We start from the raw sequence: 24,591 nt of genomic DNA on the forward strand, positions 1-24,591 counted from the left end.
CGGCATGCTCCGCGGCGGTGCCTCGTGAGGGCGAGCGGGGGCCGGCAGTGGCCGTGGCTTCGGGGGTCGCGGGAAGTAGGTTCGGGCCGGATCTCGCCGGGGCAGCTCTGGGCGCTCAGGCATGCTCCACCTCGGTCTTCGATAGCAGGAAGGCCCGCCCCCTCACGGGATGCCGGGGACGGTTGTGCTGCAGCCCATCGGGGAAGGGTGCCGGCCGCAGCGGCTCCCGAGGGTCTTACCTCGGGGCCTGTGACCAGTACATGCCAACGGGAGGCTGGAGAGGAGGGTGCTGTGGTACTGAGCATGTTGAACGTGTTGAACGGAGCTCCCCATGCCGCGCAGCCCGAACGCGAAGCTCGCCGCGCTCCTCTCCGAGGCGGGGCTGACCTACGACGCGCTCGCGCGCGCTGTGAACCGCGTCGGTGCCGAGGCCGGCCTCGATCTCCGCTACGACCGGACGTCGGTCGCGCACTGGCTCTCCGGCGCCCGGCCGCGCGGTCAGGTGCCCGACGTCATCACCGAGGCGATCGGCAGGCGCTTGCGCCGTCCGCTGACGCCAACGGACACTGGGTTCGTCGCCGCCCCGCCTCCGAGCGACATCGGGCTGGAGTGGCACGGAGACGTCGCGACGTCGCTGACAGAGCTGGGGAGGGCCGACATGGACGTGAGCCGCCGGGCCGTACTCCGGCACAGCGTGTACTCCCTGGCAGCTCTGGTCGCCATCCCGAACTGGCAGGAGATCGCGGACCGCGCCGAGCACGCCCGCAGGAAATCGCACATGGGGCGTGTCGGCCCGGGAGAGGTCGATGCCGTCTCTGCGATGGCCGAAGCCTTCTCCACTGTGGACGACCGCTTCGGCGGAGGGCACGCACGCTCCTCTGTCGCGGCCTACATCGCCAACGACGTGGCCATCTGGCTGCGTGCGGATGCGGCCCCCGATACGCGACGCGCCCTCCACGCCGCCGCCGCCGATCTCGTCTACCTCGCCGGGTTCATGGCCTGGGACGACGACGCCCACGGCCTCGCAGAGCGGTACTACCTCCAGGCGTTGCGGCTCGCCGCCGAGGCCGATGCCCCTCTGACCTACGCCACCGTGCTTCGGGGCATGAGCATCCAGGCCAGCGACCTCGGCCACCACAACGAGGCCCTGCATCTCGTGGAGGCGGCCGAGTCCGCGGCGAAGGACGCGCCCCCAAGGATGTGGGCCTTCCTGGCCGGGCAGAGAGCGGTAGCCCAAGCCGCGCTCGGTGACCGCCGTTCGGCCGTCGCCTCCCTCAGCGAGGCAGAGCGCCACCTGGAGTCAGCCACCAGCCAGGTCGAACCCTTCGGCTCCTATCACCACGCGGCCCTCGCCTTCCAGGAGGCTCACCTGCGTGCCCACCTGGGCGACGTCCACGGCGCGGTGACGGCCATGACCGCATCGAACAGGCGCCGTCCAGAGGACGAGCGGCGATCCCGCGCGCTGTCGACGGCCCTCCTGGGCGACTACCAGTTCCGCGCCGGGCACCTGGAGGCGGCCTGCCAGACCTGGCACGCCTTCCTCGACGACTACCCGTACCTGACAGCAGGACGCGCCGACGCCGCGCTGGCGCGCCTGCGCAGCAGCGTGCAGCGGCACTCAGGGAACGCTGCCGCGGCGGCGCTGTTCCGCAGAGCGGATGACCTCGTCGCGGCGTAAACAAACCGTCCCATTGGCATGTGGGGCAACGCCGCCCGGAACGGACGGCGTCCCGCGCCGCCTCTCATCAAGTCCTAGCCTGGACACCACGTTGGGCAACCCGGGTGTAGGCGTCGAGCCGCTGCGGTGGGATCGGACTCCACGGGCTGCGTCACGGTGCGGCGTCGCTGAGTCTGGCTGCCGGGGTGGACGTCAAGGTCGTATCGGTCGAACTCGGGCATTCGTCCACGAGCTTCACCCGGGACACCTATCAGAGCGTGCACCCGCAGGTCGCCAAGGCAGCCGCCGAAGCCACCGCCGCCCTGGTCCCGCTACCGCCCGCCCGGCGCCCACGGCGCCCGGTGCTCGACTCACCCGCGACTTAAGAGCACATACGGAGCACACACCGGCCCCGTGACATGACGAAACCCCAGGCCAGAATCCTGGAAAACAGGCCCTGACCTGGGGTTTTACTCGTCTACCACTGGTGCGCCATCAGGGACTCGAACCCCAAACCCGCTGATTAAGAGTCAGCTGCTCTGCCAATTGAGCTAATGGCGCCCCGTCGGCCGCGCTACCCCTGGGGTGGCCGACACCAGTACTTTACCTGATTCCGCGCCCCGCCCGGCACGCCGCGGGCGGGGCGCGGCGGTGTGCCGGGGGCGGCGGGTCGAACCGTTATCCGCCCGACGCCCGACGTCGTGTCTTCGCACTCCAGTCTCGTTCGCGTCATCAGGTCGCAGCACGATGAGGCCCCCGAAGAGCTTGGAGACAAGAGTGCGACTCTCATATCCGCGGTCCGCGTTAGGCGCGGCCGCCGCAGTAGTGCTGGCCAGCGGTGCCGTGTTCGTGCCGGGGACGGCTGCCGTGGCCGATGCGCCCGGTGTGGTGATCAGTGAGGTGTACGGCGGGGGCGGCAACAGCGGCGCCACCTGGCGGAACGACTTCATCGAGCTGGGGAACCCGGGTGGCGCGGACGTCGGGTTGGACGGGTGGAGTGTGCAGTACCTGCCCGCCCAGCCGGGCGCGAACACCCGCGCGCAGGTGACGGCGCTCTCGGGCGTGATCGCGGCCGACGGGCGCTACCTCGTGCAGGAGGGCGCCGGCAGTGGCGGCACCCGGGACCTGCCGGCCGCCGACGCCGCGGGTGGCATCGCCATGGCGGCCGGGCAGGGGACGGTGCTCCTGGTCGACGGGACCGACCCGGTGACCTGCCGGACGGCTGCGGAGTGCGCGGCCGATGACGCGGTCGTCGACCTGGTCGGCTACGGGGCCGCGGCGATCCACGAGACCGCGCCCGCGCCGGCCGGCTCCAACACCGCCTCGCTCGCCCGGGACGGCGGCCTCGCCGACACCGACGACAACTCCGCGGACTTCACGGCCGGCGACCCGACGCCGACCAACTCCGCCGGGGAGACCGGCGACGGCGGTGACGGCGGCACGCCCGAGCCGGAGGAGCCCGGCGAGCTGCGTATCCACGACATCCAGGGGACGACCCGGGTGTCGCCGCAGGCCGGCCGGCCGGTGACCGGGGTCCCGGGGGTGGTCACGGCGGTGAACACCACCGGCTCGGCGCGGGGCTTCTGGTTCCAGGACGCCGAGGGCGACGACGACCCGCGCACCAGCGAGGCGCTGTTCGTGTTCACCGGGTCCACCACGCCCGACGTCGCGGTCGGCGACGAGGTACTGGTCAGCGGCAGGGTCGAGGAGTACCGGCCGGGTGCGGCCGACATGCGCCTCCAGGCGATCACCCAGCTCACCGGCGCCGTCTGGACGGTGCTGTCCTCCGGGAACACGCTGCCGGCCGCGGTCGCGCTGCGGCCCGACACCGTGCCCGACGCCTACGCGCCCGACGCCGGCGGCGACGTGTCCGGCCTCGACCTGCGCCCGGACGACTACGCACTCGACTTCTGGGCCGCCCACGAGCACATGCTGCTGCGCGTCCAGGACGCCCGCGTCGTGGGCGCGACGGACGGCTTCAACGCCCTCTGGATCACCACGAAGCCGGACCAGAACGCCGCCGCGAGGGGCGGAGCCGTCTACGGTTCCTACGACGACGCCAACTCCGGCCGCCTCAAGATCGAGTCGCTGATCCCGTTCGCCGAGCGCCCGTTCCCCCGGGCCGACGTGGGCGACGAACTGCGCGGCGTGACGGAGGGGCCGCTCTACTACAGCCAGTACGGCGGGTACCTGCTGCGGGCCACGACGCTGGGCGAGCACGTCGGCAACGGGCTGGAGCGCGAGACCACGTCGCGCGGGCGCGACTGGGAGCTGTCCGCCGCGACGTACAACGTGGAGAACCTGTCCCCCGCGGACGAGCAGGACAAGTTCGACCGGCTCGCCGAGGGCATCGTCGCCAACCTGCGCAGCCCCGACATCGTCAACCTGGAGGAGATCCAGGACAACAGCGGCCCGGCCAACGACGGGGTGGTCGACGCCGACGAGACGCTGGAGCGGCTGGTGGCCGCCATCAAGGACGCCGGCGGGCCCACCTACCACTGGCGGCAGATCAGCCCCGAGAACAACCAGGACGGCGGGCAGCCGGGCGGCAACATCCGCAACGCCTTCCTGTTCAACCCGGCCCGCACCTCCTTCGTGGATGTGGCCGGCGGGGACGCCACCACCCCGGTGGAGGTCACCACCCGGCGCGGACAGGTGGGGCTGAGCGTGTCGCCGGGACGCATCGAGCCGCAGGATCCGGCGTGGCGGTCCTCCCGCAAGCCGCTGGTCGGCCAGTTCCGGTTCCAGGGCCGCGACGTCTTCGTGGTCACCAACCACTTCAACTCCAAGGGCGGCGACCAGCCACTGCACGGCACCACGCAGCCGCCGAACCGGTCCTCCGAGCAGCAGCGCAACGCGCAGGCCGACCTGGTGCGCGGGTTCGTCGACGAGCTGACAGCCGCGGACCCCGACGCCAACGTCCTGGTCGTCGGCGACCTCAACGACTTCCAGTTCTCACGGACCCTGGAGACGCTGACGGCCGACGGCGGCCTGCACAACCCGATGACGGAGCTGCCGGCGGAGGAGCGGTACAACTACGTCTACGACGGCAACGCCCAGGCGCTGGACCACATGCTCGTCACGCCGCGGGTGGCGCACCGCGTCCGCTACGACATCGTCCACCTGAACGCGGAGTTCCACGACCAGTCCAGCGACCACGACCCGCAGGTGCTGCGGTTCCGCCCGCTCAGCGGCGACCGCAAGCTGGACCGGCGGGAGGACAACCAGTACTACCGCGGCAACGGCCCCCGGTAGCACGCTCGGCGGCGGTGGCGGACCGGCGACCGGCCACCGCCGCCGCAGGCGCGACCCGGTGCGGGCGGCGGCGCCCGCACCGGGACCGCCCCGCCGCCCGGCTACGAGGCGGCGGAGCCGGGCGCGGTCGCCGGCGCGTGGCCCCGGTCGGCGTCGAACGCCTGGGCGACGGCGAGGCTGTCCTCGTAGACGTGGTGCCGGGTGACGCGGCCGTCCTCCACCGTGAGGTGCAGGGCGAACCGGGCGCGGTACGCCCTGCCGGTGGACCGCGCGGTCTGCCGGATCTCGCCGAGCACGACCGCCTCGTCACCGTCGACGAGGACGCGGTCGACCGCGGTGGCCGCCTCCCCGGGCACGTGGTGCTCGCCCAGGGCGCGGAAGTGCGCGGCGGCGTCGCCGCGGGTGCTCCGGTGGCGGATCCACGGCGTGGCCGCCCGGCCGTGCTCGGACTCCGGCCAGTCCACCTTCCAGTCGATCCGCTCCGCGTACATCGCGGCGATGCGGTCGGGGTCGCCCTCGCCGATCCGGTGCAGGAGTTCCCGCACGACGGCGAGCGTGGTCGTAGGTGTGTCCGCGGACATGGCCTGGTCCCTCCGGTCCGGCCCGCGTCTGGAAGCGGGCGCGTCCACAGTCCTACCGGCCGCCGCGGCGCACGGCGATTACCTCGCAGGTAGCCGGACGAGCGCCCGGCCGCCGCCGACCGGTCTCCGCGGCTGGGGCGAGGGCGGCCTGGCGGGGACGTGCGTGGTGGCCGGCACCGCCGAGCGGGGCGGCCTGCCGACGCCGGCGGGAGCATGGTGGGCGGTGCGCACTCCGGCAACCGCGGGGGCAGCACCGCACCCCTCGTCGACCTCAGACAGCACGAAACCCCAGGTCCCCGCCCACATATGGGGCGAACCTGGGGTTACACGCGTCGATCAGGGTGCGCCATCAGGGACTCGAACCCCAAACCCGCTGATTAAGAGTCAGCTGCTCTGCCAATTGAGCTAATGGCGCCCGCCGTGCGGCTGGCCGGACCGGGTGCCGAGCACCGGATCGGACCGACGTCCACAACTGTAGCAGTCCGGGAAAGTGGTCGCGAACGCGTTGCCGGGGCCGGATGAGCACCCACTCCCGGGCGGGGTGGGTGCTCAGCGACGTCCCCGGGCCGGTGCGGCTACGACCACGTCATGACCACCGTGACGATGATGCCGACCGCGACGACGACGCCCACGCCGGCCAGGATGTAGGGGGTCAGGGGGCGGCGGGGGGCGGTCTCCGTCTCCTTGTTCTCCGCCACGAAGCGGCGGAACATCATCGTGGAGCCGGCGGGATCGGCCTGCTTTTCTTCGTTCTGTGACATGAGCCCGACCCTAGCGACTCGCGGCCACTGCTTGAAGCGTTTCTCGGCACGCACCGGACCAGCCGCGCGCGGGCGCGGGCGCCCGGACGCCGCGATGGCCGCGCGGAGCTGCGGGGATGCGCCGCGCACCGCCGCCGGTCGACGGGGCGGGTCGTGACGAATTTCCCGGTTCCTCCGGTCAGCGACAGTGCGGTCGCAAAGTGTCACGGCGCGCCGGCGGGATCGGCCGGCCGGGTGGGGTCGGGACCGTCCGCGGCGGTCACCGCCGACGCGGCACGCGTGAGCAGCGCCGCGTGCACGGCGGCCGGCACTCCGGCCTGCCGCAGGGCGAGGCCGGCGGCTCCGAGCGCGCCGTCGGTGGCGGAGACCGGGGTGGCACCGAACCGGCGCCGCACACCCGCCCGGACGGCGTCCGCGACCGGACCGCCGGCGAGGACCGCCCCCGCCAGGACCACCGGCTCGGCGGCCGGCTCCGCCGCCTGGCCCGCGGGCCGGGTCGCGGGGGCCACGGACGCGAGGTTGGTGAGCAGCCGCCGGGCCGCGTCCTCGGCGATTCCGGCCGCGGCGGCGTCGCCCGCCCGCGCCGCGTGCATGACCTCCGGAGCGAGCCGCCCCAGCTCGGCGGGCGGCCGGTCGTGCACGGCGCGGATGACGGCCTGGGGGTCACCCGGGGGCACCCCGAGCGCGTGCGCGAGCCGGTCGCGCAGCACCGTCGCGGGGCCGCGGCCGTCGATGGCGGCCAGCGCGGCGCGCAGCCCGGCGAGGCCGATCCACACGGCCGATCCCTCGTCGCCGAGCAGCCAGCCGTAGCCGTCGCAGCGGCGGAGCACCTCGCCGTCGCATACCCGCGCGGCGACCGCGCCGGTCCCCGCGATCAGCACCAGGCCGGCGGGCTCGGGGCTGCCTGCCGCGAACGCCACCGCGATGTCGTCGTTGACCACGGGGTCGCCGGGCAGTCCGAGTCCGGACCACGCGCCGCGCACCGTCGCCACCGCGCGGGCGTGTCCGGACGCCGCCGCGCCCGCCACCCCGAAGACCGCCCGCACGACGGCCACATCGCCGGCCTCGGCGAGGGCTTCGCCCAGCGCGGCGCGGAAGGCCTCCCCCGGATCGCTGCTGGAGTACTGGTTCGCGCCCCCGGCCCGGCCCCGGCCGAGGACCCGCCCGTCGAGGGCGACCACAGCGCACCGGGTGCTGGTCCCGCCGGCGTCCACACCGATGACGACGTCCACGCTCATGGGGGAACTCTAGGAGAAGCGGCCGGCCGGCGACAGCCGCCGCCGGAAAGGATCGCGTGCCGGCCGGCGCCCCGGTCGCGGCCGAGCGGAGCGGATTCGCCCTACTGAACTGAATTCACCTCAATGATCGCTGCGATCGCGGATTTCGGCACACCCGCCCCGCGCCTCCGATTACCGCGGAGCCAAGCCGAAGCCGGCGGCCGATCCCGCGATGGGGGCGTTTTTCCGGTCCGCCGAAAACCGGCGGCACCCCGGCGGCCGTCCGGGTGATCGGCACGTCACCGCCCAGGCGCGCACGGGCAGCGCCCCGAAAGACGACACCCGTCCCTCCAGCGAACATCGGTAACATTACTCGGACATTCTGGCATTCCACGATTTCCGTCGATATTCTGCCGCCGGAACCCGCGATTCCGGCCAGTGGCCGCCGCCGGGCCGCCTTGTCGCACCGTCCGGGCGCCGCGTGGGGAGGGAATCGAAAACACGGCCCGCGCGGCGCTGAATTCCTGGGTCCAGCGAAAGCGAAATGCCAGCGCGCCGTAAGGCCGATGCTGCAGACTGGTGCACGCGACCGCAGCACTGGTCGCACCCCCTGTGAGCGAGGAAGAGCGATGCGGGGGAGCTCTCGGAGGCAGGAGGACGGCCTGCACCCGGGGAGACGTGTCTGGCGGAGCGGATCGGGGGGCGCGCAGCGCCCGCTCGGGGGATTCCGGGCGAAGCCGCTCGGAGGGCAGCGGGCCTCGTGCGCGCATGTCCGCCTCCGCCAGACACCACAGGCGCCGGGTTCTCCGGGCGGCACCGGTTGGGGAGCCGGCCGCCCGGGCCCGGAGCCGCACCCGCGGCACGGGGCCGCGGCCCGGCGGTACGTCGGCCGGGTGGCTCAGCTGCCGAGCGACGCGCCCTCGCCCGCCCCGCCCTCGCCGATGAGGAACCGCGGATCGCCGCCCAGCGCCGCCGCCACCCGCGCGGCGGGATCGCGAGCGCGCCGGGCCGCGATGTCGGTGACGAGGGCGCTGATCCCGACCCCCGGATGGGTCACCAGCCAGGCCGCGGCCAGCCGGAGCGGCAGCGGTAGCCGGCCGGTCAGGTCAAGCAGCCGGTCGACCGCGGCGGGTTCGGCGGCGACGCGCTCCGGACCGACCAGCCGCCGGAGCAGCACGCGCGCCTCGCCGGGCGCCAGTTCGCCCACCGCGACCGCGAGCACCCCCTCCCGCACGATCAGGTCAGCTAGCCAGTAGCGGCTGGTCACCACCACCGCGCAGCTGGGCGTTCCGGGGAGCAGCGGCCGGACCTGCTCGGCGGAGTAGGCGTTGTCCAGCACCATGAGCAGCCGGCGGCGCGCCAGGACGGAGCGCAGCAGCGCCGCCCGTTCGTCGGTCTCCACAGGCAGCCCTTCCAGCACGCCGAACGGGCGCAGGAACCGGCGCATGACGTCGGCGGGGTCGCGCGGCGCTCCCGTGTCGCCCCGCAGGTCGACGTAGAGCTGCCCGTCGGGGAACTCGGCCGCCGCGCGATGCGCCCAGCGCACGGCGAGCGCGGTGCCTCCCGCCCCGGTCGGCCCGCTGATGAGGGCGCGGCGCGGCTCCCGGACGTCGGCGCGCAGCCGGTCCAGCGCGGCGAGCTGCCCGCGGCGTCCCACGAAGAACGGGATGTCGGCGGGGAGCTGGGCCGGCGGCAGCAGCCGGACCCGGCCCGCGGAGTCGGACAGGGCGGCGGCTTGCGGCCCGGCCAGCACCGAGCGCTGCCGCGGCACGAGGGGCTGGTCCTCCAGGTCGCCGCGCAGCACGGAGTGGAAGGCGGCCTGCAGGTCGCGGCCGGGATCGATGCCGAGCCGTTCGGCGAGGGCCTGCCGGGTGCGCTCGTACACCTCCAGCGCCTCGCTCTGCCGCCCGGACCGGTACAGCGCGACCATCAGCAGCCGTACCAGCGTCTCGCGGTGCGGGTGGCGGCCGACCAGTTCGGCGAGTCCGGGCAGCGCCGGCCCGTGCCGGCCCAGCGCGAGCATCGTCTCGTAGCGCAGCTCGGCCGTCCGCAGCAGTTCCTCGGTGACGTGGCGGACCTCGTGCTCGTGGAGGCTCGGTGACACCACGTCGGCCAGCACCGGGCCGCGCCACAGTGCCAGCGCCTGGCCGAGCGCGTCGCACCGGCGGGGCAGGTCGCCGTGGTGTTCGGCGTCCAGGGCCGCGACCGCGAGGGCCCGCGTCCGGAGCAGGTCCAGCTGGTGGTCGGCCAGCTCGATCCGGTACCCGTGCGTGCCGCTCATGATGAGCTGTCCGGCCCGGACCAGGGCGAGTGCGGCGCGCAGCCGGGTCACGTGCACCTGCAGCGCGCCGCGGTGCGCCTCGGACGGGCCCACCCCCCACATGCGGTCGATCAGCTCGTCGACGGGCACGGTGCGGTTGGCGCGGAGCAGCAGCGTGGCCAGCAGGACCCGGCGCTTGTTGCCCTGGATCTTGACGGGGCGGTCACCGACGCGCACGCTGAGATGGCCGAGCACTCCGAACGAGACGTCTGCCACTGTGACTCCCGTGAGCCGGCCCTTCTTCTTGTCCGGTGATGCGGCACGCGATCCGCGCGCCTTCAGGGTGCCCCGTGACCGGAGGGCGCGCAATCGAGTTCACTGGGATCGCAGACTTGTGTATCGGCCCGAATTGCCGAATCTTCCACTGTGCGCATTGACTCGGCACGACGAGTAGAAGGAAACTTTCCGACATGGCGAAAACGGCGAAAGCCTCGGGGGCCTCCTCGTCGTCCGACCACCCGGAGGACCCGGCCCCGGCCGCCCCCACGACGGTGCTGCGCATCCGCGCGCTGATGCCGTCCCTGGCGCCGGCGGAGCAGCGCGTGGCGCAGCGCATCGTCGACGATCCCGAGGGGGTCGCCGCCTCCTCCATCACCCAGCTCGCCGAGGACTGCGCCACCTCCGAGGCGACCGTGATCCGGTTCTGCCGCACCATCGACTTCAGCGGCTACCGCGAACTGCGGCTCACCCTCGCCACCGAGGCGGGGCAGGCCCGGGGCGCCCGGGAGAGCGCCCGCGAGGCTCCGGGCGACATCAGCCCGGACGACACCCTCGTGACGGTGGTCGAGAAGATCGCCTACGCCGACGCCCGCGCCGTCGAGGACACCGGCGCCCAGCTCGACGTGGACGTGCTGCACGACGTCATCGAGGTCCTGTCCACCGCCCGCCGGATCGAGATCTACGGGGTCGGCGCGAGCGCGTTCGTGGCCGCCGACTTCCAGCAGAAGCTGCACCGGATCGGGCTCGCCTCCTACGCCTGGTCCGACACCCATGTGATGCTGACCAGCGCCGCGCTGCTCGACGAGCGCGACGTGGCGATCGGGGTCTCGCACAGCGGCGCCACGATCGACACGATGGACGCGCTCGCCGAGGCGCGGCGGCACGGGGCGCGCACGGTCGCCATCACGAACTTCCTGCGCTCCCCCATCACCGAGACCGCCGACCTCGTCCTGACCACGGCGGCCCGCGAGACCACGTTCCGGTCCGGTGCGACGGCGAGCAGGCTCGCCCAGCTGACCGTGATCGACTGCGTCTTCGTCGGGCTCGCGCAGCTCCGCTACGCCGACAGCCGGCGCGCTCTGGAGACCACCTACCAGGCGGTCCGCGGGCTGCGGGTGGGGCGGGACGACCGACGCAGGATACGGGATCGCGATGGTTAGCGATCCGCGAGCCACCAGCGGAAGGAATGCCATGGAGCCCGATCTGGAGACCCATCCCGCCGGTGCGGGCGGCGCCGCGGAGCGCGTGGAGGTGGTGCGCTCCCCGACCGAGGAGCGCAATCCGCGCACCCTCGACATCGACCTGGTCCCCACGCTGGACGCGCTGCGCCTGATCAACGCCGAGGACGCGACCGTGGCCGAGGCGGTCGCCGCGGCCCTGCCGCAGGTGGCCCGGGCCGTGGACCTCGGGGTCGCGGCGCTCGGCGGCGGCGGCCGGATCCACTACTTCGGGGCCGGCACGTCCGGCCGGCTGGCGACCATGGACGCGGCCGAGCTGCCGCCCACCTACGGCATCGACCCCGCCCGTGTGGTGGCGCACCACGCGGGCGGCGAGGGAACGCTGCGCGAGGCGGCCGAGGGCGTCGAGGACGACTCCTCGCTGGGCGCGTCCGACGCCGAGGCGCTGAACGGCGGCGACCTCGCCGTGGGGCTGGCCGCCAGCGGCCGCACCCCCTACGTCGGCGGTGCGCTGCGCCGCGCCCGTGAGCGGGGCGCGCACACCGTGCTGGTCAGCGCCAACCCGGCGGCGGCACTGGCCCCGGACGTCGACGTGCACATCGGAGTCGCCACCGGACCCGAGGTGATCGCCGGGTCCACCCGGATGAAGGCGGGCACCGCGCAGAAGCTGGTGCTCAACGCCTTCTCGACCGCGGTCATGGTGCGGCTCGGCTACACCTACTCCAACCTCATGGTGGGGGTGAACGCGGGCAACACCAAACTGCGCGGCCGGGTCGTCACCATCCTCACCGAGGCCAGCGGCCAGCCCGCCGACGTGTGCGCGGCCGCGCTCGCCGCCGCCGGCGGCGACACCCGGGTCGCCCTCGTCTGCCTGCTCACCGGAGCCGAGCCGGACCGGGCCGCCGCCGAGGTGCGGGCGGCCGGCGGGTCGGTGCGCGCCGCGCTGCGCCGGCTGACCGGGGTGTGAGGAGCTCCGCCCGCGGGCGGAGTCCGACAAGTCCAAGGAGGCCCCCATGTCCGTCTCCCGACACCTGAGAACACGCGTGCTGCGCGCCGCCGCGGTGGGCGTCGCGCTGGCACTGGCCGGATCGGCGTGCGCGCCGAGCACCGACGGCGGCGGCGAGGACGGCGACGGCGACGTCACCCTCACCGTGTGGTCCTGGCGCCCCGAGGACGCCGAGGGCTACGAGCGGATCTTCGCCGCGTTCGAGGAGCGCAACCCCGGCGTGACGGTGGAGTTCCGCGGCTACCAGAACAGCGAGTACCCCGCGATCCTGCAGACCGGGCTGACCCAGTCCTCCGGCGGTCCGGACGTCGTCCAGTTGAAGCCGTTCGGGCCGATCCAGTCGTTCATCGGAGCGGAGCAGCTGGTGCCGCTCGACGACGAGGTCGACCTGGCGGCGTGGCCCGAGGAGATCGTGGCGGCGGCGCGGGGGCGCGACGACGGCCGGCTGTACGGGGTGCCGTTCGCGTTCCAGACGCTCGGTGTCATGTACAACGAGGAGCTGTTCGCCGAGCACGGCCTGGAGCCGCCGACGACCTGGCAGGAGATGACGGAGGCCGCCGAGACGCTGCGCGACGCCGACGTCATCCCCTTCGCCACCGCCGGACGCGACCCGTGGGTGCTCGCGATCCTGCGCGAGACCATGGGCGCGACCCGGGCCGGCGGCGGGGAGTTCGCGGAGGAGGTGCTGGCCGGCCGCACCGACTTCACCGACCCCGACTACACGGCCTCGCTGCGGACGGTCGCCGACCTGGAGCCCTACCTGCCCGAGGACGTGACCGCCGTCGGCTACACCGACGCCCAGACGCTCTTCACGAGCGGACGCGCGGCGATGTACCCGGGCGGCAGCTACGAGCTGGCGCCGTTCGCGACGGCAGCGCCGGACCTGGAGATCGGCTACTTCGACGCGCCGCCCGCCCCCGACGCCGTGGTGGACACCCCGCTGACGCCCGGCTTCGCCGACGGCTCCTACGGAGTGAACGCGGCCAGCCCGCACCGCGCGGAGGCGGTCGCGCTGGTGGAGTGGATGGCGACCGAGGAGTTCGGGCGGGCGTTCGCCGAGGAGCTGCGCCAGATCCCGGCCGTGCCCGGAGTGGCGCCCGCGGACCCGCTGCTCGCCGAGATGCGCGGCAACTACGAGGAGCACGGCACCCCGTACATGATGAGCGTGTACTTCGGCTACGGCGAGCCGCTGGGCCGCGACGCCGAGGGCCAGGCGCTGGCCGACATGCTGCTGGGCCGCAGCACCGAGGAGGAGGCCGGCGCGCGGATCCAGAGGGAGATCTCGGCGTGGTTCGAACCGACCGGCTGAGTCCGGCCGGACTCCGCGCCGGACGGGCGGCGCCACCCCCGCGCCGGCGCCCGGCCCGCCGCGGGGGCGCGGGGCACCGGCCGCCGTGGTGGGTGCTGGCCGTGTTCGTGCTGCCGGCGCTCGCGCTGTACACGGTGTTCATCGTCTATCCGCTGTTCAGCGCGCTGCAGTACAGCCTCTTCGGGTGGCAGGGCACCCGCCAGACCGGCCTGGTGGGCCTGGAGAACTTCCGCCACCTCTTCGGCGGGATCTACGGCGAGCGGCTGTGGCGCGCGTTCGGCCACAACCTGGCGTTCTTCGCCGGGACGATGCTGGTGCAGACCACGCTCGGTCTGGCGTTCGCCGTGCTGCTCCGGCGCGCGCGGGCCGGGCGGCGGTTCCTGCAGACGGCCTACGTCCTGCCGCACCTGGTGAGCCCGATCGTGGTGGGCTACCTGTGGAGCCTGATGCTCAGCCCGCAGTTCGGCGCGGTGAACGCGGTGCTGCGCGCGGTGGGCCTGGACGCGCTGGCCCAGCCGTGGACCGGCGACCCCGCCCTGGCGCTGCCCACGCTGATCCTGGTGAACGCCTGGCAGTGGATCGGGTTCCCGATGCTGCTGTTCACGGCCGCGCTCGCGGGGCTGCCACCGGAGTACGAGGAGGCGGCGCGGGTGGACGGCGCCTCGGCGTGGCGCGCGTTCTGGCATGTGACACTGCCGCTGCTGGTGCCGGCGATCGGCGTCGTGAGCGTGCTGACGTTCGTGGGGAACATGAACGTGCTCGACCTCGTCTACGCGATGCAGGGGTCGCAGGGCGCTCCCGGCGGGTCGACGGACGTGCTCGGCCTGCTGTTCTACCGGACCGCGTTCAACAACCCCGATCCCGGGGCGATCGGGCAGGCCTCGGCGCTGGCCGTGGTGATGTTCGTCTTCGTGTTCGGGATCTCGATCGCGGCGACCAGCGTCCTGCGCCGCTGGGAGGCGAGGCTGCGATGAGCGCCGAGGCGTCGGTGGCGGGCCCGCGCCGGGCCCGCCGCGGTGCGGGCGCGGCGCTGGGCGGCGTCGCGGCCCGGGTGCTCCTGTGGGGCTACGCGGCGGTGGCGCTGGCTCCGCTGGTGCTGATGGCGGTCAGCTCGCTGCGGCCCGAGGCCGAGCTGCGCGCCGACCCGCTCGGGCTGCCGACCATCCCGGAGTTCGGCAACTACGCGCGGGCCTGGACCGAGGCGGACTTCGGCGGCTACTTCGCCAACTCGGTCTTCGTGACGGTCACGGCGGTGCTCCTGGGCACGGCGGTGTCGGTGCTGGCCGCCTACGCGCTCGGGCGCTACACGTTCCCCGGGAGCGGCCTGCTGCTCATCTACCTGCTGGCCGGGCTGATGATCCCGATCCGGCTGGGAATCGTGCCGGTGTTCTACCTGTTCGACATGCTCGGCCTCCTCGACTCGCTGTGGGGGCTGGTGCTCGTGTACGCGGCGAGCGGGGTGCCGTTCGGGGTGTTCGTCCTCACCGCGTTCTTCCGCCAGCTGCCGGCCGGGCTCGCCGAGGCGGCGCGCATCGACGGTGCGGGGGAGTTCCGGCTGTTCGGCCAGATCATGCTGCCGCTGGTCCGCCCCGCGCTCGCCACCGTGATGCTGTTCCAGTTCATCCAGCTGTGGAACGACTTCTTCTTCCCGCTGGTGCTCATCCGCGACCAGGACCGCTACACGCTCCCCGTGGGGCTGACCGCGTTCTTCACCGAGTACGGCCTCAACCAGTCGCTGCTCTACGCCGGCCTGGTGATCACCACGCTGCCGCTGGTGCTGCTGTTCCTCCTGGCGACCCGCCAGGTCGTCGACGGGCTCACCGCCGGCGTCAACAGGTGAGGCCGGTGAGGCCGACCGTCCCCCCGGCCGCCGCGCGGCCCGCCGCGCAGGGCCGGCGGCGAGCCAGCGGCGCCGCCGCTCCTCTGCCGGCCCGGGGCTGTCCGCCCTCCTCCGCCGGCACGGCGGCCGCGGCCAGCCGTCTGAGGGCCGCGGGCGGGTTCAACCGCACCGCCCGCGCGGTGGTGCCCGGCCTCCGCGGACACCACCGCGACGTTGGCGGCGATGCCCGGCCTCCGGTCGCCGGCACCGGAGGGCCCCCTCGCGGTCCAGCCGCGCCATCGCCGACTCCATCGCGCGCGTCCGGAGCCCGTACTCGGCCGCGGCCTCCTCGTCCGCGAACACCTGGGGACGCGCGTCGAACAGCTCCCCGGACCGCAACCAGGTGGCGTCCGCCGTAGCGGCGGACCGGCGGGTCGGCGTAGGACCCGCGTAGGTCGTCGGCGTGGTGGGCGCCGCTCGCCACGGCGGTGAGGGCTCGGCCGGCCACGCCGGCGGCGCGGGGGCGAACGCTCCTCGCGGTCACCAGCGCGCAGGAGGAGAAGCGGTGGTCGGGATACTCCCGGAACAGCGCCGCGACGGCGGCGCGGGCCGCGCGGTACCCGGTCTCGGCGAGCTCGGCCTCGGTGGGTGCGCCGGTGCGGCCGCGGGGCGCCCGCCCTCCTCCGCCCGGCCTCAGCCCCGTTCGAGCGCGGTGCCGAGGAGGCCGAGCGGCGGGGAGCCCAGGTCGAGCATCGCCGTGTGGAAGCGCTTGAGGGTGAAGTCGGCCCCCCAGCGGGCGCGCGCCCGCTCGCGTAGGTCCAGGATCTCCAGCTTGCCCCATGTGTAGCAGCCGTAGGTGGGGTCGTGGGCGGCGCGCTCGGCCTCGGCGAGCGCGGCCGGACCGGCCAGGTGGGTGTCGGCGGTGAACCGGCGCGCGGACTCCTCGACCGTCATGGCGCCCGTGTGCACGCCGATCGCGGACGCCAGGCGGGTGACGCGGATGAGCGCCTCCAGCCAGGTCCCGATCTCCAGGTGGGCGGCGGTGATGCCGCTGTCGGCGAACGCGCGGGCGGCGGCTTGGGCGAATCCCTCCTCCAGGCACATCTCCTCGGCGTAGTGCGCCCACCCCTCGGCGAACGACATGGAGAACAGGGTCCGCCGCACCTGCCCGGGGGCGCGGCGCAGCGCTCTTCCGTGCGAGAAGTGGCCGGGGGCGACCTCGTGCACGGTGATCCCCGGCAGCGTGGTGGAGCTGAACATCTCCAGCCACTCGGCCGACTCCTGGGCGCTCCAGGCGGGATCGGGCGGAGTGACGTAGTAGTAGGTCGGGCCGTCGGGCTCCGCGGGCGCCGACCAGCTGAGCATGGCGGTGGCCCAGCGCCGGGAGGCGGGCGAGGTGGTGACGACGCACTCGCCATCGTGGTAGGGGACGAGGTCGCGCTCCCGGGTGAAGGCGATGGCGTACTCCGTCCACGCCCGTGCGGCCTCCAGGACGCCAGCGGCGTCGGGGTGGTCGCGCACGAGTGAACGTGCCACGTCGAGCGGGGCGCGGTCGGGGTCGATCCGGGCCGCCGACTCGGCGAGCAACGCCATGAGGCGGTCCCGCTCGGCGTCGGCGCGCTCGGCGAGTCTGCCGAGGTCGACCTCGGCGGCCTCGGAGGTGGCCATGAGCCGGGCGAGCGCGCTGCCGCCCAGCGCGGCGCTGGGGTCGCCCTCGGCCGCGGCGCGTTCCAGGTGGGCGACGAGCCGCCGGTGCGCGGCCAGTGCCGGCTCCCGCACGCCTTCCCCGACGTCGGCCGGCACGGCCTCGGCCAGTCCGCGCGCGCCAGCCAGCAGGGCGGTGGCCACGGGCGCGCTCACGCGGTCGAGCGAGGCGATGGCGGCGTCCACACCGTCAGGCCAGGCCGCGAGGTGCCGCTCGACCGCGGCGCGGCGCTCCGCCTCGGGGGCGTAGGCCTTGTCGTAGCCGGACAGGTCGAGCTCGCCGAGGTGGTAGTTGGGGTTGGAGCGGTGCAGTTCGAGCTCGCCGAGCTCGTAGCGCAGCCCCCGCTCCACGGCGGCGAGGTGCGCCTCGTCGTGCGGGTCCTCCTCCGGGTCGCCCGCCCCGAGGCGGGCCAGTCCGGCCCGCACGCCCTCCGGCGAGAGGTCGGCCATGCGCCCGTCGTACTCGTGCCGCCCGCCCTCCTCCCGTGTGGTCGCGACGGTGAGATCGGCGATGGCCCGCAGCCGGGGAGTCAGGTCGTCCATGCCCAGACCCTAGGGGATGCGGACGTCCGGCCGCCGGTTCGGCCGCCGGCCTGTGGAGAACGGCCGGCGGTGCCCGATCCGCGGGCCGGGGGGGGCGGTCCCCGCCGCCGGTCGCGGGGCCGGCGTGCGGGCGCCGCGGCCCGCGCGCATCGCGAGAGGGCACGCCGGCCGGTCCGCTGGCCGCTTCCGGCCGCGCGCCCCGCTCCCGCGCCGCGGGGAACCCCGGACGGGCCGCCCGACGTCCACAGAGCGTGAAGCGACTGCGCGGAGTACCGAGGAAATGGTGGCTGCCGGCGGCGGCCGGGCTGGGGCTGGTGGCGATGTTCGCGCCAGTCGTGTGGCTGCACGCGAGCACGGCGGAGCGGCGTTACGCGATCGACGACGCGGCGGAGCGGCACCAGGTGATCGAGCGCGTGCCGGCGCGGCCCGTCGCGGTCGTGCTGGGGGCCGGCCTGACCGAGGACGGCCGACCCACCCGCTTCCTGGCGCGCCGGCTCGACATCGCCGCCTGGCTGTACGACCAGGGCCGGGTCGAGGCCGTGCTGGTCACCGGGGACAACAGCCGCCAGTCCTACAACGAGACGGACGCGATGCGGGACTACCTCATCGCCACCGGCGTACCCGCGCCCCAGGTCGTGGGCGACTACGCGGGCTTCTCCACGTGGGAGTCCTGCACACGGGCACGGCGCGTCTTCGGAGTCCGGGAGGCCACCGTGGTCACGCAGTCCTTCCACCTGCCCCGCGCGGTGGCGCTGTGCCGCGCCGCGGGCATCGACACGGTGGGGGTCGCCGACAACGGCCTCGGCGGGTACCGGGCGGCCACGATGGGCTACGGCTACGCACGGGAGGTCCCGGCGGCGTTCAAGGCCGTCCTCGACGCCACCGTGCGGCCGGACCCGACCTTCCTGGGCGACCCCGAGCCGGGGATACGCGAGGCCCTGTCGTCCCCGCGCACCTGACCGCCGCGGGACCACACGGGAGTCCACAGCCACGGGGCGGACCGCGGCACCCGCCCGGCCGGCCGTAAGTGGCGGCGGGAGAGGCCCCCCGTCAGGCGGACCCCGGCGCCCTCCACGCGGCTGGCTCACGCCCTCATCGACCCTCCGGCCCGGGTACGGGCGGCCCCGGCGCTCCCAGTCGGCTGGCCGCCATCGGGACCGTCCGGGGTCCCGGCCGCGGTCGCGGCGGTTCCCGCGCCCCCGTGCCTGTGGAACCTCCCCTCCTCGCCGACACCGGCGAGGGAACCCCGAAGGTCCTCGCCCACGGTCCACCGCCGACCGGACGGCGGGAGCCCTGCCCCGGCCGGAGCGCTCGGCAGCGCCCCCGGCAGCCGGACCGGGTCCTTCGGCGTGCCCGGCGGGGCACGGGAGGCGCTGGCCTCCCCGCGTGCCTGGCCCTCGGAGCGGCCTGCTCTCGCCGCGCGCCGCGGTCGGAGGCCCCGGTGCTCGGGTGTCCCTGCGCGGCTGGCCGCCACCGGCTCCGGTCCGAGGCGGCCGCGCCGGTCCCAGCGCTCTCCGACGCCCCGCGGTCCGCCCCGCTTTCCTGGGCGGCCCCAAGCCGGGGGCGGGCGGCGCGGTCACCTCCAGGCGGCCGCCGCGGAGCCCCATGGCAGGTCGCGACCGCCGTCGAGGTGCTCACCCACACCCCCGACCGCCCGCGCCCCACCGGGGCATCCGGCGGCACGGGAGTGACGTCCGCTTGACCTTCACACAGATGTCACGGTCTAACGTGACCGCCATGACGACCAGCCCGGACACCGACGGACCGAACAACACGAGCCCGGTCAACCGCGCCATCATCGAGGAGTTCCGACGCAACGCGGGCCGGGTGGGCGGGGACTTCGCCGGAACGAGCCTGCTGCTGCTCACCACGCGCGGCGCCCGCAGCGGCCTGCCGCGCACCACTCCCCTGGTGTACCTGCCCGACGGCGACCGGCTGGTCGTCTTCGCGTCCAACGGCGGCGCTCCGGCGGCGCCCGGCTGGTTCCACAACGTCGTCCGCTCGCCGGACGTGTTCGTGGAGGTGGGGGCGGAGCGGTTTGCGGCACGGACCGTCGTCGTGGACGAGCACGAGCACGACGAGCTGTGGCGGCGTCAGGTCGAACGGAACCCCGCCTTCGCCGGTTTCCGGGCCCGTGCGGGCCGCACGATCCCGCTGGTCGCGCTGGAGTGGGCCCCTGCCCCGGACGCCGGTTAAGCGGCGCCGCGAGCCGCGCCGGTCGGCCTCAGCCGGCCTCGGCGAGCCGGGCCACGGCGGCGGGGTCGGCGGGGTCCGTGACCGCCGGCGCGGGGCGCAGGACGGCGTCGCGCAGCGCCTTGGCATTGGCGCCCATCTCCCGTGCGTAGCCGTAGACCGTGGAGCGCGACCGCCCGGACAGGCTCGCGTCACCGACCCCGACGGCGTCGATCCCGACCGCCCGGCACAGCGTCACCGCGCGGGGCAGGTGGAAGGACTGGGTGACCACCGTGGCCGCGGTGACGCCGTAGACGTCGCGCGCCCGCGCGCAGGTGTCCCACGTGCGGTAGCCGGCCGGGTCGGCGACGACGGCCGCCTCCGGAACGCCGTGCGCCACGAGGTAGTCCGTCATGCTGTCGGTCTCGAACCTCGACCGCTCCCGGTTGTCGCCTGAGACGAGGATCGCACGCACCCGTCCAGCGCGGTACAGCTCGGCGGCGATGTCCAGTCGGCGTGCCAGGAGCGGGCACGGACCGCTCTCCCAGACGGCGGCACCGAGCACGATGGCGACCGGGCGGGCCGGCGCGGTCTCCGGCCGGTGCCGGTGCCGGGCGCTCACCGCATACGTCCAGGCGGTCGGCAGCAGCGCCAGTGCGGCGCATCCCCCCACAACGGCAAGTACCGTCCACGTCATCCGCCGCACCCCGCCGCTCTTCGCCGTCGTTCCGCGTCCACGCCACCAACGTAGAGGATGGCGCGGCGCCCCGGCGCGCGCTCCCACGACGCCGGAAGCCCTATAGGGCAGGGGATCTGGGGCTCCTGGGGAAGTGCGAGAGGGCCGGCGGCGCGCGCCGGCCCCCCGAGGCCGAGCTCGACCTGGCCGCACGGGGAGCGAGCGCCGGGCGCGCCGGTCCCCGTCCGCGCGGAGCCCGGTACCGCGCTCCGGCCGCGCTCCCCGGCCCGTGCGGCGTCAGCCGATCCGGATGGCGACCTTCCCCCGCGTGTGCCCCTCCGCGCTGAGGCGGTGGGCGTCGGCCGCCTTCTCCAGCGGGAACACCTCGCTGACCTCCACGGCGACCTTGCCCGCCTCGACCAGCTCCACCAGGGCGGTCAGATCCTCGGCACTCGGGCGGACGAACACATAAGTTCCGCCCTGCTCCTTGACGGAGGTGTCCACGATGGAGGCCACCCGGACCCCCGCCGCGCCCACCTCGGCGACGGTGTCGAGCGCCGGTCCGCCCACCAGGTCGAGGACGGCGGAGACACCGCCGGGCGCGATCTCGCGCACACGCCCGGCCAGCCCGTCACCGTAGCTCACCGGCTCCGCGCCGATCGACCGCAGGAAGTCGTGGTTGCGCTCCGACGCGGTCCCGATGACCCGCGCCCCGAGAGCCCGCGCGATCTGCACCGCGAACGCCCCCACCCCGCCGGCCGCCGCGTGCACGAGCAGGGTGTCGCTCTCGGTCACCTTGAGCGCGTGCACCACGGACTGGTAGGCGGTCAGCCCGGCGAGCGGCAGACTCGCGGCCTGCGCCCAGTCGAGGTTGCGCGGCTTGCGCGCGAGGGTCCGCACCGGCGCGGCCACCTTCTCGGCGTAGGTCCCGCGCCGGACCACGTCCTCGCGCACGTAGCCGATGACCTCGTCCCCCGCCTCGAACTCCCCCACCGCCGCACCGGGGGCCTCGACCACCCCGGCCACGTCCCAGCCCGGGATCACCGGGAAGAACACATCCATGATCCCGTCGAGGTACCCCTCGCGGAGTTTCCAGTCGACCGGGTTGACGGCGGCGGCCTCCACCCGCAGCAGCACCGAGTCGGGCCCGACCTTGGGATCGGGCACCTCGGCCAGCCGCAGCACGTCGGGGCCGCCGTACTCGTCGTACACGATGGCTCGCATGGTCGCCTCCTGTCGATCACTCCACGATTACGGTCTCGGACAACATGCGGGGCACGCCCGCCATTCCCACTGCCCGGGCGCAGCCGCGTCCACCGCCATGGAACGGAGCCGGCTCCGCGCGGTGCGCTGCGGAGACCTCCTCTCACCGGAAAGGCAGGCTGTCAGCCCGGTACGGCCGGCTCCGCCCCCGCCATCCCGGGCAGGCGCGAAACGAGGTCCGGGCGGTCACAGGCGGTGAAGACGTGCGCGAGGAAGTCGATGGACTGCCGGGCCAGAAGCTTCCTGGAGTCGTCCGCCAACCCGGCGACCAACGCGAAGCACAACTCCACCACCCGGGCCACCTCGGACTCCGCGGTGGTAGTCGGCTGCCCGCTGCCGATCCCATCCAGCGCCTGCCCGACCTGCGGAAGCCGTTCCACGTGTTCGGGATACTTCATCAACCACCACAGGCGCGCGAGGTCCCCGTCCCGAAAGACCCCGTCACGCAAGTGCCGGATCTGGCGGACCATGTCCTCCTGCTGGCGGAGCTCGATCACCGCTCGGTGGTTCGCCGCCTCGATCTCGCGGGCGCGCTCTATGTCCGCCTCATGCGCTGAGATGTCGGCTGTCGCCCATGAAGCCGCGGAAACCGCAGGGCTTCGGAGAGACAGCAGCCGCTCATTGACAGCGAGTTGGGCGTTGCCGGAATCCACGATCGAATATCCAACGCTGACCTGCTCGGCCGCTGCCCGGGCTGCCTGTTGGGCATCATTGACGAGCTTCGCACGCGACCGGCCGTTCTCCGCCGCAGGCAGCAGCCGCAGGTTGAAGCGGGCGGTGAAGTACAGCCCTTCGGTGCCGCTTCGCAGGCGGGCCGTGAACGGAGCCTTGACCTCTTTCTCGCGCTCAACCCCGAACAGCCTGCCGAAGAACGGCTCGCTGCCGCCATTTGTCCACGTCATCTCCGGCTCCCCGCCTGTACGTCCGCTGACGTCGTGAAGGAGCCGGAACGCAACGGATCTCGTTCCAGCACATGACGGAGAACCATGGCGACACGAGGGTCGGCGGTACCCGTGGCCGCCTCCCAGGAGACGATCGATCGCGCCACCATGTGCACACGGGGGAAGCTCCCGCGCACGGCCCCGGTGAAGATGCCGACCATGAGCTCGGGTGGGATGGTTCCTCGGACGAGGGCAGCCATCCACACGTCCACGGTCTGATCGACGGTTTCACGGTCGGCGTGCGTCAGGAGGAGTTCCCATGCCCTCGTCACGGCCGGCACGTCGACCTCCGCCTGCGACGCGCCGTCCCCGACCACGAGGAGCGCCCCACTCTCCGTCGATTCACTCACCAACCGGACAAGCGCCTGAAGCGCGACGCCCACGCGTTCCCGACGCTGCGCGTCCGACACCCACTCGAACAGTTCGGCCAGAACCAGCGGACGCACGGCAGCCTCCGCCCAGAGCGTTCGCAGTGCCTCGTGGGCGGCTCCCTGCACTTCCGCGTCGCCCTGATCCGCGAGCCACTTCAACCGGGTAAGCGCCGAGTTGGGAAAACTCATACCGTAACCGGCGCACACCTCAGCCACCACCACTGCCGTGCGTGTGGAGACCGGCCGCTTCGCCTGTTCGTAGAGACGCCGCCGGAGGTTTCGGCCGGCCCTCGGCTGCTCGGCGACCCTGCGGCCGATACTCACGGCCAAGCCGCGCGTCTGGGGGGCCTGGGCCCAGCTCTCGAAGAGTTGCCCCACCCACTGCCAGTCGTTGTGGCGTTCCGCCAACTCCAACCAGCGATCCGCGATCTTGGACCGCCAAAGGGCTGGGAATCTGCCCGTTGCCACCCTGCCGCTCCAGTTCAGCAGGGCCGGCCGGATGCGCGGGTGCTGTTCCCAGAGGTAGTCCAGAACAGCCGACGCGTAGGCGACTCTCTGGAAGCGGACTCGGCGCCCTGACGTCACCTCTGCCGCCACGGCGGTCATCGCTGAGTCCAGTCCAGGGCCCGAGATGCCCGTCGGATCCGAGGGTGGGACGTCGAGTTCCTCGGCGAGCAGGTCGGCCGCAGCGAGAACGTGGTCGGCGGCTTCGTTCTCGAGGATCGCGACACACGCCAACAGCACCCGCTCGTAGGTCCGCTCAGCCGCCAGGCGGTCGGCGAACCACGGTCGCAACTGGTCCTTCCAATTACCGAACGCCTGGATGGCGGTGTTGATCCAGTCCTGGTCTGTGTCGCCCTCCGACACCGCGCCCAGCGCCTTGCCCGCGAGGCGGGCCAGTCGTGCCGCGTCGCCCGGCTGAGCCCCCCGTAGGGTGCCGAGGATTCGCGAATCCGAACGCCAGACCTGCGGGTCGATCGGGGCGAGCGCCTTCAGGTGGTGCTCGAAGACGTCGACGGCCAGAGGAGCGGAGAGCCGAAGCACACAGTCCGCATCGACTGCCGGTTCGAGCCACTGCTCGGGGCGGAGCACGATGACCACGGCCGAACCACGCTGCTTCGCCTTCGCCGCGTAACCGAGAAGCACCCGGAATCGGCCTTCGCTGAGCGGACTGCTCTCGGACAGGTCCAGCACGTAGCCCTGGCCGGACTCGCACGGTAGCTTCGGCAGACTCCAGTCCTCATCGTCCTCCAGGGTGATCGGGCGCGGCGGCATGTCCAGAAGGTCAGCGGTACGCATCGCCGTCGTCCAGCGCCCGCTCCCCGGGTCCCCGATGACGGCACCGAAGCGGCTCCGCGTGACTCCGGCGATGAATGCGTCGAACCCCTCAGGAGCGACGAACGTCCGCCTCAGCTCCCTGAGATGGTCTTCGTCGATCTGGCTGGCCTCGATCAACTCCCCCTTGAATTGGTAGCTGTACGTCTGGTGCACGCCACCGTCGATCCGTCCCGCCTGAACGATCAGGTCAGCGTCTCCGCCGTTCCAGTTGGTGGCCGGTGCCACCATGCCGTCCATGCCCCGCAGTCCTTCCAGGGGCTC

18 protein-coding genes, 2 tRNA genes and 1 pseudogene are annotated in these 24,591 nt (G+C 73.7%); 10 read left to right on the forward strand and 11 right to left on the reverse strand.

Features of this window, described 5'->3' with window-relative positions; translation table 11 throughout:
• The first annotated feature begins 331 nt into the window (after positions 1-331).
• Together DEF28_RS00220 and DEF28_RS28220 are read left to right on the forward strand one after the other, a co-directional pair.
• Positions 332-1,678 (forward strand): tetratricopeptide repeat protein, encoded by a 1,347-nt coding sequence (locus tag DEF28_RS00220; RefSeq protein ID WP_114397544.1) that lies wholly within the window; start codon positions 332-334, stop codon positions 1,676-1,678.
• 131 nt (positions 1,679-1,809) lie between these two features.
• A pseudogene (locus tag DEF28_RS28220) lies at positions 1,810-2,043 on the forward strand (site-specific integrase); the annotation flags it as partial.
• A 99-nt stretch (positions 2,044-2,142) separates the two neighbouring features.
• Here DEF28_RS28220 and DEF28_RS00230 read toward each other — a convergent pair.
• Positions 2,143-2,218: transfer RNA gene (locus DEF28_RS00230), tRNA-Lys, on the reverse strand.
• Positions 2,219-2,524: 306 nt separating this feature from the next.
• Between DEF28_RS00230 and DEF28_RS00235 the strand changes: the two genes are divergently transcribed.
• Positions 2,525-4,912, forward strand: a complete 2,388-nt coding sequence (locus DEF28_RS00235; protein ID WP_374058093.1) for an endonuclease/exonuclease/phosphatase family protein — start codon at positions 2,525-2,527, stop codon at positions 4,910-4,912.
• Between the two features lie 101 nt (positions 4,913-5,013).
• Here the strand turns inward: DEF28_RS00235 and DEF28_RS00240 are convergent, their stop codons facing one another.
• From DEF28_RS00240 to DEF28_RS00260, 5 genes are all read right to left on the reverse strand, one after another.
• The gene (locus DEF28_RS00240) at positions 5,014-5,493 is read right to left on the reverse strand and encodes a nuclear transport factor 2 family protein (RefSeq protein ID WP_114397546.1); all 480 of its coding nucleotides are present in this window, start codon (positions 5,491-5,493) and stop codon (positions 5,014-5,016) included.
• Between the two features lie 342 nt (positions 5,494-5,835).
• Positions 5,836-5,908 (reverse strand) — tRNA-Lys (locus DEF28_RS00245).
• A gap of 160 nt (positions 5,909-6,068) precedes the next feature.
• Positions 6,069-6,254 (reverse strand): hypothetical protein, encoded by a 186-nt coding sequence (locus DEF28_RS00250; RefSeq protein ID WP_114446087.1) that lies wholly within the window; start codon positions 6,252-6,254, stop codon positions 6,069-6,071.
• 203 nt (positions 6,255-6,457) lie between these two features.
• Positions 6,458-7,492 (reverse strand): BadF/BadG/BcrA/BcrD ATPase family protein, encoded by a 1,035-nt coding sequence (locus DEF28_RS00255; protein WP_114399728.1) that lies wholly within the window; start codon positions 7,490-7,492, stop codon positions 6,458-6,460.
• 877 nt (positions 7,493-8,369) lie between these two features.
• Positions 8,370-10,007 carry an AfsR/SARP family transcriptional regulator gene (locus tag DEF28_RS00260; protein WP_114399727.1) on the reverse strand — a complete coding sequence of 546 codons (1,638 nt, stop codon included), beginning with the start codon at positions 10,005-10,007 and terminating at the stop codon, positions 8,370-8,372.
• Between the two features lie 194 nt (positions 10,008-10,201).
• Between DEF28_RS00260 and DEF28_RS00265 the strand changes: the two genes are divergently transcribed.
• From DEF28_RS00265 to DEF28_RS00285, 5 genes are all read left to right on the forward strand, one after another.
• Positions 10,202-11,170 (forward strand): MurR/RpiR family transcriptional regulator, encoded by a 969-nt coding sequence (locus DEF28_RS00265; protein ID WP_114399726.1) that lies wholly within the window; start codon positions 10,202-10,204, stop codon positions 11,168-11,170.
• Positions 11,171-11,201: 31 nt separating this feature from the next.
• Positions 11,202-12,155 carry an N-acetylmuramic acid 6-phosphate etherase gene (locus DEF28_RS00270; protein WP_114399725.1) on the forward strand — a complete coding sequence of 318 codons (954 nt, stop codon included), beginning with the start codon at positions 11,202-11,204 and terminating at the stop codon, positions 12,153-12,155.
• Positions 12,156-12,201: 46 nt separating this feature from the next.
• Positions 12,202-13,503: an ABC transporter substrate-binding protein gene (locus DEF28_RS00275; protein WP_114399724.1), complete on the forward strand. Its 1,302-nt coding sequence runs from the start codon at positions 12,202-12,204 to the stop codon at positions 13,501-13,503.
• Between the two features lie 101 nt (positions 13,504-13,604).
• Positions 13,605-14,477 carry a carbohydrate ABC transporter permease gene (locus DEF28_RS00280; protein WP_233514997.1) on the forward strand — a complete coding sequence of 291 codons (873 nt, stop codon included), beginning with the start codon at positions 13,605-13,607 and terminating at the stop codon, positions 14,475-14,477.
• The gene (locus DEF28_RS00285) at positions 14,474-15,343 is read left to right on the forward strand and encodes a carbohydrate ABC transporter permease (protein ID WP_114399723.1); all 870 of its coding nucleotides are present in this window, start codon (positions 14,474-14,476) and stop codon (positions 15,341-15,343) included. The genes DEF28_RS00280 and DEF28_RS00285 overlap by 4 nt, the downstream gene beginning before the upstream one ends.
• Before the next feature lie 672 nt (positions 15,344-16,015).
• On the opposite strand, the gene DEF28_RS00290 is transcribed toward DEF28_RS00285, so the two are convergent.
• A complete protein-coding gene (locus DEF28_RS00290) occupies positions 16,016-17,569 on the reverse strand; it encodes a DUF885 family protein (protein ID WP_114399722.1) in 1,554 nt (517 codons plus the stop codon).
• Between the two features lie 251 nt (positions 17,570-17,820).
• On the opposite strand from DEF28_RS00290, the gene DEF28_RS00295 reads away from it, so the two are divergent.
• Complete coding sequence (locus DEF28_RS00295) at positions 17,821-18,528, forward strand: SanA/YdcF family protein (protein WP_374058227.1); 708 nt, start codon at positions 17,821-17,823, stop codon at positions 18,526-18,528.
• 778 nt (positions 18,529-19,306) lie between these two features.
• Entirely contained in the window at positions 19,307-19,765 is a 459-nt protein-coding gene (locus DEF28_RS00300) for a nitroreductase/quinone reductase family protein (protein ID WP_114433163.1), read from the forward strand.
• Positions 19,766-19,793: 28 nt separating this feature from the next.
• On the opposite strand, the gene DEF28_RS00305 is transcribed toward DEF28_RS00300, so the two are convergent.
• From DEF28_RS00305 to DEF28_RS00320, 4 genes are all read right to left on the reverse strand, one after another.
• On the reverse strand, positions 19,794-20,438 hold the full coding sequence (locus DEF28_RS00305; protein ID WP_114396367.1) for a SanA/YdcF family protein: 645 nt from the start codon (positions 20,436-20,438) through the stop codon (positions 19,794-19,796).
• Positions 20,439-20,714: 276 nt separating this feature from the next.
• Positions 20,715-21,641, reverse strand: coding sequence for an NADP-dependent oxidoreductase (locus DEF28_RS00310; RefSeq protein ID WP_114396368.1), 927 nt, complete (start codon positions 21,639-21,641; stop codon positions 20,715-20,717).
• A gap of 161 nt (positions 21,642-21,802) precedes the next feature.
• Positions 21,803-22,582, reverse strand: coding sequence for a hypothetical protein (locus DEF28_RS00315; RefSeq protein WP_114396369.1), 780 nt, complete (start codon positions 22,580-22,582; stop codon positions 21,803-21,805).
• On the reverse strand, positions 22,579-24,567 hold the full coding sequence (locus DEF28_RS00320; protein ID WP_114396370.1) for a hypothetical protein: 1,989 nt from the start codon (positions 24,565-24,567) through the stop codon (positions 22,579-22,581). Before DEF28_RS00320 ends, DEF28_RS00315 begins: the two co-directional genes overlap by 4 nt.
• Between the last annotated feature and the right edge of the window lie 24 nt (positions 24,568-24,591).

Origin of the sequence: Marinitenerispora sediminis (assembly GCF_003336425.1) — a bacterium.
GTDB lineage: Bacteria > Actinomycetota > Actinomycetes > Streptosporangiales > Streptosporangiaceae > Marinitenerispora > Marinitenerispora sediminis.